The organism is Kitasatospora sp. NPDC058492, assembly GCF_042720685.1.
In the GTDB taxonomy this organism is placed as follows: Bacteria; Actinomycetota; Actinomycetes; order Streptomycetales; family Streptomycetaceae; genus Kitasatospora.
Window position 1 is genome coordinate 182,654 of the sequence record NZ_JBHXMU010000007.1, and the last position, 8,461, is coordinate 191,114.

Genomic DNA, 8,461 nt, shown 5'->3' on the forward strand with positions numbered 1-8,461 from the left:
CCTGGTCCTGGTCCTGGCAGTCTCGGGCCGTCAGGCGGCCGTCGGGGCGAAGTCGACGAAGGCCTGCCAGGCGGTGGGGGAGAAGGTGAGCTGGGGGCCGTCCTTGTCCTTGGAGTCACGGACGTGGACGGCGGCGGTCGTCTCGGCGACCTCGACGCATTCAGCACCCTCGTTGGTGCTGTAGCTGCTCTTGCGCCACGCGATCTCGACGCATTGGGCGCCTTCGTTGGTGCTGTGGCTGCTCTTGAACCAGACGAGTTCCATGCCTTCTGACGGTACGCCAACAGCCCACCGCTGCCTAGCGGTGGGCTGTTGGGGGACTGCTCAGACCTCGGCGGTCGCGGCGAAGCCGACGAACGCCTTCCACGCGGCGGGCTCGAACGCCAGCTGCGGGCCGCTCTTGTCCTTGGAGTCACGCACGTGGACGACGCCGGGGGTCTCGGCGACCTCCACGCACGCAGCACCCTCGTTGCTGCTGTAACTGCTCTTGAACCACGCCAGCTCGGCCATGCTCACCGCTCTCCCAGGATCATCTCGATCAAGGCCAAGGACTCCCTCATGCTGAGCGCCTGCCCCCTGAGGGTGCCGTACCGTGCAGTCATCTTACGGACTTCCTCCGGGTCCGTGATCAGCCTGTTGACGTGCTGGACTTCTACGTACGCGATCTGGGCCCGCCCCGTCGGCGTGAGGAGGATGAAGGAGCCGCCCATGCCGGCGTTCTCCGTCCTGTCCAGCGGCATCACCTGAAGCTCCAGGCCGCGGATCTCGGCCACCTTGAGCAGGTGGCGAAGCTGCGCCTGGTGAACGTCCCAACCCCCCAACGGGCGGCGCAGGGCACTCTCGTCGATCACCCAGCTCATGACCGGCAACGGCCATCGGCTCAGGATCTCCTGCCGCGCCAACCGCGCGGACACCCAGTCGTCGATCTGCTCGACGGAGAGCCACGGCCTACGCATGTCGTACAGCGCTCGCGCATGGGCCTCGGTCTGAAGCAGTCCGGGAATGTGGAGACTGCTGTACTCGTGGATCTCGATGGCCCGCCACTCCTCGTACGTGAAGGCCTTGGAGAATGCCGGGTGCCGCGTGGTGATCCGGATCTTCGCCTTCATCACGTCGTCGGCGACGATCTTCAACGCGCCGCCCGCGTTGAGGACTTCGTCCGCCTTCGTCAGGATCTCGATTCTCGGCGTCCGCTTGCCGCGCTCGACCGCCCCCAACTGGTCCTCGCTGTACCCGAGCTTCTCGGCCAGCTCGCGCTGGGTCAGCCCGGCCCGCTCCCGGAAGAGCCTGATCAACTTGCCCACCGCCGCATAGAACTCCGCGACCCCGTCGGAGTTCTCCACCGTCTCGCCGTCATCGAAGACCGTGCGCTCGACGCCACCCACGACAATCACCCACCCTTTCGACCGATTGATCTGGGCCGGCCGACAGGCCAACCCTCCGCATCCGCACAGGCACTCTCAGTGCTCGCCGAATCCGTGGTCAGCGTACGTCCGGGGCGCCACGATTTTTTCCATGACGACCGACATCCCGCTCGACAGCCCCCGCCGTCACACCGTCACCCTCGCCGCCACCCCCAAGGGCGCCGCCATCGGCCGGCGCATCGCCAGGCGTCAACTGACTACCTGGGGGCTGAACTTGTCCCACACCGAGCCGTACTACTCGGCTCTCCTGATCGTCGCGGAGCTCGCCGCTAACGCGACTACCCATGGCCGCGTTCCGGGGCGCGGCTTCGAGCTTCACCTCTGTCTCACCACCACCGTGCGCCGGGGCACAACCTTGCGCATCGAGATCTCGGACTGCCGGGGCGACCGCTTCCCGGCTCTGCCCGCCGTCCTCGCCCCCAACTCCCAGTCCGGGCGCGGCCTCACCCTCATCGACGCCCTCGCCGACCGCTGGGGCAGCATCCCCCGCCACCCCAACGCCAAGACCGTCTGGGCCGAACTCGACCTCCCCGCCGCCCTCGATGCGTCCTGACGTGACCCCGGGCACCGCGACCGCCTACACCCTCCTCCCGTTCGCCCTCCTCCTCGCGCTCCTCGCCTGGATCTACCCCCTCACCGCCCAGCACCATCCCCGCCCGGGCCCCAGGCCCACCGCAACCCCAACCCCTGTTCGCTGACTACGGCATGGGAAGTCGGCCCCACCGACTTCCCGCGCCGAACCCGTCCCGGACTCACCTCCCCGGCAGCCGCCCCTGGCGCGAATACACCGGCGGAGTGCCGTCCGTGAGGACGGGCTCCTCGTAGCACTCGATGCGCAGGTCGCCGCGCAGGTCTTCGAGTTCGTAGAGCGCCTCCTCCAGGAGGCCGTCGGCCCAGGCCTCGATCGACATCGTCGTCAGCGCGTGGTTCGAGACCGGGGTGAGCGGTCCGCGATCCATCGGCTCCCACTCCGGTGCGACGTCCGAACGGAACATCAGTCGCCACCAGTACGGCTGCCAGTACGGCTTCTTCCGCTGCAACGAGACCAGCTCCCGGTGTCCTTGAGGCGAGGCGGTCGTGCCCCGACACCTGTGAAATGACGGCTTCCGGCGCCGAACGGTTGCTCTGGCATCCGCCCGTGCCAGATGCATGGGCCCATAGACGGTATATGCCTATGAACGGTATATGTATTCGCATGACATTACGCTCCATGCAGGAGCCCACATTGCTTCTGCTCACCGCACTGGCCGACGCGCCTCGGCACGGCTACGCCCTGATCCAAGAGGTTGCCGCGCTCTCGGACGGTCGGGTCAAAATGCGCACCAGCACGCTCTACAGCGCGTTGGACCGCCTGCTCCAGCAGGGGCTGATCGAGGTCGAGCGCGACGAGGTGATCGACGGCCGCGCCCGCCGGACGTACGCACTCGCCGACGCAGGGCGGGACACCCTCGTCGCCGAGGCCGACCGGCTGCGCGCGGTAGTGGCCGAGGCCGACCGGCGTCTGCGCACCACCCGTCCGACGGCCAGGGGGGCCCTCGCGTGAACACCGCCACCACCGGCACCGCCTTGCGAGGACTGCGACTGGCCCTGCGGGCCTACCCCGCCGCCTACCGGGCCGAGCGCGGCGAGGAGATCGCCGCGGTCCACGCCGACTCCACCGCCGGCGCCGGCCGACTGGCCGTCATCCGCGAGACCGTCGGCGTCGCCGCGTACGGCCTGCGGGTGCGCACCGGCATCACCGCGAGCAGCACCGCCGGACGCCTGCTCGCCACCACCGCCCCGCTGGCCGCCGCCATGGCGCTCGGTCAGCAGCTGACCGCCCTCGTGTTCCTCCCGGAGAAGTGGCGGCAGGCCACGGCCAACCACTCCTACGCGTTGCAGCACCCCGGAACCGCTTTCGTCGACTGGCACTCCCCGCTGATCGCCCAGACCGTCACTCAGGTGCCCTGGTTGCTGGTCGTGGTAGCCCTGCTGTTCCGCCGGTGGACCACCGTCCGGACCCTGGCCGCCCTGGCCGGAGTGGCCGCCATCGCCCAGTGCTTCGTCCAGCAGCATGAGATATGGACCGTGGTGCCGGGCTTTCCGCCGGACTACACCCTCCTGATCATGTCGTCCGGCGCGAACGTGTTGTGGTCCCTGCTGCTCTTCGCCGCCCCCGGCGACCTGCTGGAGAGCACGATCGCCCGCCGACCGCGCGCCGCCGTCCCGCCCGCCCTGGTGCTGGTCGCGAGCCTCCTGCTGTCCAACCTGGGCCGCCTCGGCGCACTTCTTCACGAGAGCGCCCTCCCCGTACTTCCCCAGCCCGTGCTGACGTTGATGGGGGCCTGCATCCCGCTGGCCCTGCTCTCGCTCGCATCCCTCCGCTGGGGCCGGCTGCTACCGGCCGCGACCGCACTGGCCGTCCTCCCGCCGGTCCTCAGTCTCGGCCTCGCCGGCAACGCGTTCTTCACCTGGTACGACAACGAGCTCGGCGATCTCGGCCTGCTCTGCCAGTACCTCCTCACCGTCACCCTGATCGCCCTGACGACAGCAGCCGCCGTCCGCTACCTGAAGCCCGCTCCGGGAGACCCGAGCCGCCTCGGCGCGGCGTAACCCGCCCCCGCACTCTCTCGACGCTCCCGACTCTCCCGGCGAACGCCGCGCACGACCTCCCCGGTCGGCGCGGCGTTCCGCTTCGCGGACGTTCCCGGCGGTGCCGTGCCATGCAATGAGCCGTTTAGGCCGTGTGGGTGACGGTGGATCAGGCCGTTCCGGTTACGGGTGGGACGCGTGTTCGGGTGGGCAATTCGGTCCAGGCGGGACGTAAGGCGGATCGGTTCGCGCCAGCGGTTCGCGTGCCGTGGGTGGTGGTGGGGTCGGTGGTCCTGCCGGGCGTTGATCATGGCGGGCGGTCCTGCCGCGTCGTGCGGTGGGCCGCATCCGTGTCCCGCCCGTGAGGAGCGCCCCTGTGCCCGACGCCACGATCGACCTGCCGATCAGCTTCCAAGTCCCGGAGGCGTTCACCGACCTCGACTTCTCCGTGTCGGCGGAGGTGAACACCAACCGGCTGATCGAGCGGCTGAACATGGTCGACCCGAAGCCGTCGGACGAGGAGATAGGGGCAGCCGTCCTGACCCAGCAGACGATGTACGAGCTGCTGTCCGCCGCCGGCGCCGTCTACGCGGGCACGCTGCTGTACGGGCCGACGAAGGAGAAGCCCGAGGAGAAGCTGGCCTCGGCGATCCTGACCGTCACCGCCCGCCCCAGCGAGCTGTCCAACGAGCAGACCGTCCACCGCCTGGCGCGCACCATGGGCGCCATCTACCCGGACGCCGAGGTCGGCGTCGTCCGGCTCGAAGCCGGCCCCGCGGTGCTGCTCACCGAGGAACGCAAGGTCGAGCGCCCGGTGAACCTGCTCGGCGACGGCGGCGGCCCGACCGTGGTCCGGCAGCTGCACGTGTTCGTGCCGATACCGGGGCGCCTGGCGATGGCCGACTTCGCGATCGCCACGGAGAACCTCCCCGAGTGGGACTCCTGCGTGGAGATCCTCGCCGAGGTCTGCCGCACGATCACCTTCGACACCGCCACCGCGGCCTGACCGGGAAAGGGGACAGACCCATGGAGATCGAGTACCGGCTCAATGTCGACCTGGAGGCCCTGGGCTACCAGCCGGGCAACCAGGACAAGATCGTCTTCAACGTTCAGAGCGAACTGAACATGTACACCACCAACAGCAAGGACGCGATGAAGATCTGGGGGTGGGACCCGGAGGCGCTGCGCCCCGAAGACCACTACCGGATCGACCAGCTCCTGCGCCTGTACGTCTTCCAGCGCGACCAGGTCATCGACGCACTCCACCGCTTGGACTGGGAGCTTGGAGGCTACGCGTACTCCGACCAGAAGGTCGCACAGGAACTGGCGGACTTCAAGCAGTTCCTGCCCAGGGAGGCTGCCAAGTCTCCCTTCGGGGCGGACCCCGACTTTCCTCGTACGGCGGGCGTGATCGCCTTCCGGCACTCCTCCGTCGCTCGTCGCCTCGGCTCGATACCGTCCCTGGCCATGGGCGGGTATTCGGGCGAGGGTGTCTACTACCGGCTCACCGACAACGGCTACCCCCGGGAGTGGATCAAGGACGAGCGCCTGTACGACCTGATCGACATGGCGCTGGCTCTCCAGGCCGAACTCCAGCTCCAGTGTCTGCTCACCGACCGCGAGTTCACCCGGGTCATCCAGACCCGTGGTCAGGAGTTCGAGTACCTGAAGGCCGAGGCCGCCCGCAAGGCGGCCGAGGAGCAGGGCAGCAGCTTCTGGTCCGTCTTCGGGGACATCCTCGGCATCGTGTCCGCCGTCGCCGGCGTCCTGGCCCTCATCCCGGTCCTCACGCCGATCGCGGGCCCGGTCGCCGCCGTCACCGCCATCGCCGCGCTCGGCGCCCACACCGTGGACGCCGCGATCAAGGGTGACTGGGACGCGGCCACGATCGTCGGCCTGGGCGCGGACGCGCTCGCCGCCCTGCCCGGTGTCGGCGCGGTCGCCAAGAGCCTCAAGGCGGGCAAGGCCATCGTCAAGACGATCGGCACCGGCGCCAAGGCCTCCTACAAGGCCAGCGTCGGCGTCCGCCGGGCCGGGCTCACCTTCCTCGCCGAGACCGGAGGCTCAAAGGCTTCCGACGCGACCAAGGTGTTCAACTACATCGGCACCAAGGGTGCCAAGGTCGTCGGCGCCTCGGAGAAGGCGGGGAAGATTGCCGGGAAGGTCCTCCAGGGCTCGGTCAACCTGTCCACCCAGGTCCCGCTGGTCGTCGAGATGTCCACCGGTGCGGACATGTCCCAGGCGAAGGAGGGTGCGAGCGGCGCCGCGCTGACCGCCAACTATGGTCAGAGCATCGGCAGTTGGGGCATCGTCGGTGATGCCGCCAAGAAGACGGGCACCGTCTCGCTCGCGACGTTCTCCAAGATCATCGGCCGCCGCTGACCTGTGGGCTGCCGTTCGAGCCCGCCGCCCGCACCTTTCGGGCGGCGGGCCGGGGAGCCGGGGCCGGGCGGTGCCGTCTGCTCAGCCGATGTGGCGCCGGTCGAGCCAGGTGAGGGAGTGGTCGGCGAGTTCGGTCCAGCCGTGGTCGACGGTGAGGGAGTGGCCGCGGTCGTCGAAGCGGTGGTAGTCGGTGACGGCCGAGGACTTGCGGTACTGCTTGTGGGTGGAGCGGGTCAGCACGTCGGGCACGGTGTGGTCGAGCTTGCCGGACAGGAGGAGGAGCGGTCCGCGGTCCTGGTTGCGGGTGTCGACCTTGGCGGGGGAGTGGGGGGCGAAGTTGCTGAGGGCGAGCTGGAAGAGCGGGCGGGCGGGGCTGGGGATGGTCCACTCGTCGAAGAGTGCGTCGGATTCCTGCTGGGGGACGGCGTTGGCGAACGCGTAGCGGAACTGCTCGGGGTTGAGCGAGACGGCGCGCTTGGTGTTGCCGGGGTTGCGCAGGAACGCGAAGGCCGACTTGGCCTGGGCCGGCCCGACGGCCTTGACGCCCTTGATCTGGCCGGGGCAGATCGCGACGGCTGCCCGGGCGAGGTTCTGGCCGAGGAGGTGCTGGGCGATGAAGCCGCCGACGGAGTGGCCGACGAGGACGGGCGGGGTGTCGAGGTCGCGGATGATCCGGGCGTGGTGGGCGGAGATCTCGGCGAGGCCGATTCCGCCCTGGGGGTCGGGGTTCCTGCGGGCCTGGGCGACGGTGGCGGGGACGCCGGGCCATTCGGGGAGGATCGGTTCGTAGCCGGCGTCGCGGAACCGGTCGGCCCAGCCCTGCCAGCTCGTGGAGTGCAGCCAGAGGCCGTGGATGAACATGACCGGGGTGCGGTTGCTGGGCATGGCGGGGTCTCTCCTGGTGCGTGAGGGCTGGGGATCGGATCGGCGGCCGGTCGGGGCGCGGTCGTCCGATCCAAGAAGTAGAAGTAGCGTTCTCTCTATTTCTCCAAGGTAGAACGATCCTTCTGTTAGCGTCAAGCCATGACGACGAGAGATTCCGCGCCACCGCGCGCTCGCATCCTGGCCGCGGCGATGCGGCTCTTCTACGCCCAGGGCGTGCGAGGGGTGGGCATCGACCAGCTGATCCGCGAGTCGGCGGTCGCCAACGCGACCTTCTACCGGCACTTCCCGTCCAAGGACGACGTCGTGCTCGCCTACGTCCACGAGCACGACCGGCTCTTCCGCGCCGCCGCCGCCGCGGTGGCGGACCTTCCTCCGCGCGAGGCCGTGACGGCCCTGTTCACGGGCATCGCCGACGAGTTCTGCGCCCCCGGCTTCCGCGGCTGCCCGTTCATCAACGCCGCCGCCGACTACCCCGACCCCGACCACCCGGTCAGCCGCGCGATCCAGGAGCACATGGACTGGTTCCGCGCCCTGCTGACCGGCCTGCTCGCCGCCACCGGCCACCCCGACCCCGACCGGGCGGCCGACACCCTGCTGATCCTGCGGCACGGCGCGATGAACCAGAGCCGCTTCACCGCCCCCCCGGCGGTGCGCGAGGCGCTGGCGGCCGCCGTGGACGCCGTCCTCGGCTAAAAAGCAGGCAGAGTGCGCCACCAGTGGTGGCGCACTCTGCTCTCCCGGCCGCTACGCCCGGCGTGTGCGCCGTGTGCGTTGCGTGCGTCGCCGGGGCCGGGGCCGGTCCGGATGGTGGAGGGTGGTCACTCTCCGGAGCCGTCCTGGCGCAGGCGGGCCGAGGCGAAGGCGGCGATGAGCCAGCCGAGGCCCAGCAGCGCGCCGCCGCCGAGGCCGGCCATGGCCACCGGGGATCCGGCGTTCGCGAGCATCAGGGCGGGTTCCTGCGCGGCGGTGTCGCGCGGGGGAACGGGCGCGGGGTGGGTGCCGGCGGGGTGTTCGGCGGCTGACGTGTCACCGGGGGCGGTGCCGTCGGGGTGGTTGTCCCACTGGCCGGGGCCGGGGTGGTGGTCGCCCCAGCCGCCGTGGCCACCGGAGTTGTTGCCGTCGCAGCCGCCGTGGTCCTGGTCCTCGCAGGGGGTGCAGGCCACGATGGTCACGGTGTTGCTGGTCGCCGTCACCGGGGT

At 69.9% G+C, this 8,461-nt stretch carries 11 protein-coding genes and 1 pseudogene; 6 read left to right on the forward strand and 6 right to left on the reverse strand.

The features are described 5' to 3' along the window. Positions 1-30: 30 nt before the first annotated feature. Genes ACFWPI_RS07545 through ACFWPI_RS07555 form a run of 3 tightly spaced genes read right to left on the reverse strand, consistent with a single transcriptional unit; the run spans position 31 to position 1,385 of the window. Entirely contained in the window at positions 31-264 is a 234-nt protein-coding gene (locus ACFWPI_RS07545) for a DUF397 domain-containing protein (protein WP_380375686.1), read from the reverse strand. A gap of 60 nt (positions 265-324) precedes the next feature. Next, a complete protein-coding gene (locus tag ACFWPI_RS07550) occupies positions 325-510 on the reverse strand; it encodes a DUF397 domain-containing protein (protein WP_380375684.1) in 186 nt (61 codons plus the stop codon). 2 nt (positions 511-512) lie between these two features. Beyond that, positions 513-1,385: a Scr1 family TA system antitoxin-like transcriptional regulator gene (locus ACFWPI_RS07555; RefSeq protein WP_380375682.1), complete on the reverse strand. Its 873-nt coding sequence runs from the start codon at positions 1,383-1,385 to the stop codon at positions 513-515. A 130-nt stretch (positions 1,386-1,515) separates the two neighbouring features. Here ACFWPI_RS07555 and ACFWPI_RS07560 point away from each other — a divergent pair, with 130 nt between their 5' ends. Then, positions 1,516-1,977: an ATP-binding protein gene (locus ACFWPI_RS07560; RefSeq protein ID WP_380375681.1), complete on the forward strand. Its 462-nt coding sequence runs from the start codon at positions 1,516-1,518 to the stop codon at positions 1,975-1,977. 199 nt (positions 1,978-2,176) lie between these two features. Here the strand turns inward: ACFWPI_RS07560 and ACFWPI_RS07565 are convergent, their stop codons facing one another. Next, on the reverse strand, positions 2,177-2,464 hold the full coding sequence (locus ACFWPI_RS07565; protein WP_380375679.1) for a hypothetical protein: 288 nt from the start codon (positions 2,462-2,464) through the stop codon (positions 2,177-2,179). A 170-nt stretch (positions 2,465-2,634) separates the two neighbouring features. On the opposite strand from ACFWPI_RS07565, the gene ACFWPI_RS07570 reads away from it, so the two are divergent. The 4 genes from ACFWPI_RS07570 to ACFWPI_RS07585 all read left to right on the forward strand — a co-directional run bounded on the left by ACFWPI_RS07570 (position 2,635) and on the right by ACFWPI_RS07585 (position 6,377). Beyond that, a complete protein-coding gene (locus ACFWPI_RS07570) occupies positions 2,635-2,967 on the forward strand; it encodes a PadR family transcriptional regulator (RefSeq protein WP_380375677.1) in 333 nt (110 codons plus the stop codon). Then, the gene (locus ACFWPI_RS07575; RefSeq protein WP_380375675.1) at positions 2,964-4,016 is read left to right on the forward strand and encodes a hypothetical protein; all 1,053 of its coding nucleotides are present in this window, start codon (positions 2,964-2,966) and stop codon (positions 4,014-4,016) included. The genes ACFWPI_RS07570 and ACFWPI_RS07575 overlap by 4 nt, the downstream gene beginning before the upstream one ends. 355 nt (positions 4,017-4,371) lie before the next feature. Beyond that, on the forward strand, positions 4,372-5,001 hold the full coding sequence (locus ACFWPI_RS07580; protein ID WP_380375673.1) for a hypothetical protein: 630 nt from the start codon (positions 4,372-4,374) through the stop codon (positions 4,999-5,001). A gap of 20 nt (positions 5,002-5,021) precedes the next feature. Then, positions 5,022-6,377 carry a hypothetical protein gene (locus ACFWPI_RS07585; RefSeq protein WP_380375672.1) on the forward strand — a complete coding sequence of 452 codons (1,356 nt, stop codon included), beginning with the start codon at positions 5,022-5,024 and terminating at the stop codon, positions 6,375-6,377. A gap of 81 nt (positions 6,378-6,458) precedes the next feature. On the opposite strand, the gene ACFWPI_RS07590 is transcribed toward ACFWPI_RS07585, so the two are convergent. Continuing rightward, complete coding sequence (locus tag ACFWPI_RS07590) at positions 6,459-7,262, reverse strand: alpha/beta hydrolase (RefSeq protein ID WP_380375670.1); 804 nt, start codon at positions 7,260-7,262, stop codon at positions 6,459-6,461. 138 nt (positions 7,263-7,400) lie between these two features. Between ACFWPI_RS07590 and ACFWPI_RS07595 the strand changes: the two genes are divergently transcribed. Beyond that, complete coding sequence (locus ACFWPI_RS07595; RefSeq protein ID WP_380375668.1) at positions 7,401-7,955, forward strand: TetR/AcrR family transcriptional regulator; 555 nt, start codon at positions 7,401-7,403, stop codon at positions 7,953-7,955. Between the two features lie 125 nt (positions 7,956-8,080). Here ACFWPI_RS07595 and ACFWPI_RS07600 read toward each other — a convergent pair. Next, positions 8,081-8,461, reverse strand: a pseudogene (locus ACFWPI_RS07600) (hypothetical protein); the annotation flags it as partial.

Excerpts from the sequence above, each read along its gene's own strand:
- ACFWPI_RS07545 (WP_380375686.1), bottom strand. The coding sequence starts at position 264 with ATGGAACTCGTCTGGTTCAAGAGCAGCCACAGCACCAACGAAGGCGCC.
- ACFWPI_RS07550 (WP_380375684.1), bottom strand. The coding sequence starts at position 510 with ATGGCCGAGCTGGCGTGGTTCAAGAGCAGTTACAGCAGCAACGAGGGT.
- ACFWPI_RS07560 (WP_380375681.1), top strand. The coding sequence starts at position 1,516 with ATGACGACCGACATCCCGCTCGACAGCCCCCGCCGTCACACCGTCACC.
- ACFWPI_RS07570 (WP_380375677.1), top strand. The coding sequence starts at position 2,635 with ATGCAGGAGCCCACATTGCTTCTGCTCACCGCACTGGCCGACGCGCCT.
- ACFWPI_RS07585 (WP_380375672.1), top strand. The coding sequence starts at position 5,022 with ATGGAGATCGAGTACCGGCTCAATGTCGACCTGGAGGCCCTGGGCTAC.
- ACFWPI_RS07590 (WP_380375670.1), bottom strand. The coding sequence starts at position 7,262 with ATGCCCAGCAACCGCACCCCGGTCATGTTCATCCACGGCCTCTGGCTG.
- ACFWPI_RS07595 (WP_380375668.1), top strand. The coding sequence starts at position 7,401 with ATGACGACGAGAGATTCCGCGCCACCGCGCGCTCGCATCCTGGCCGCG.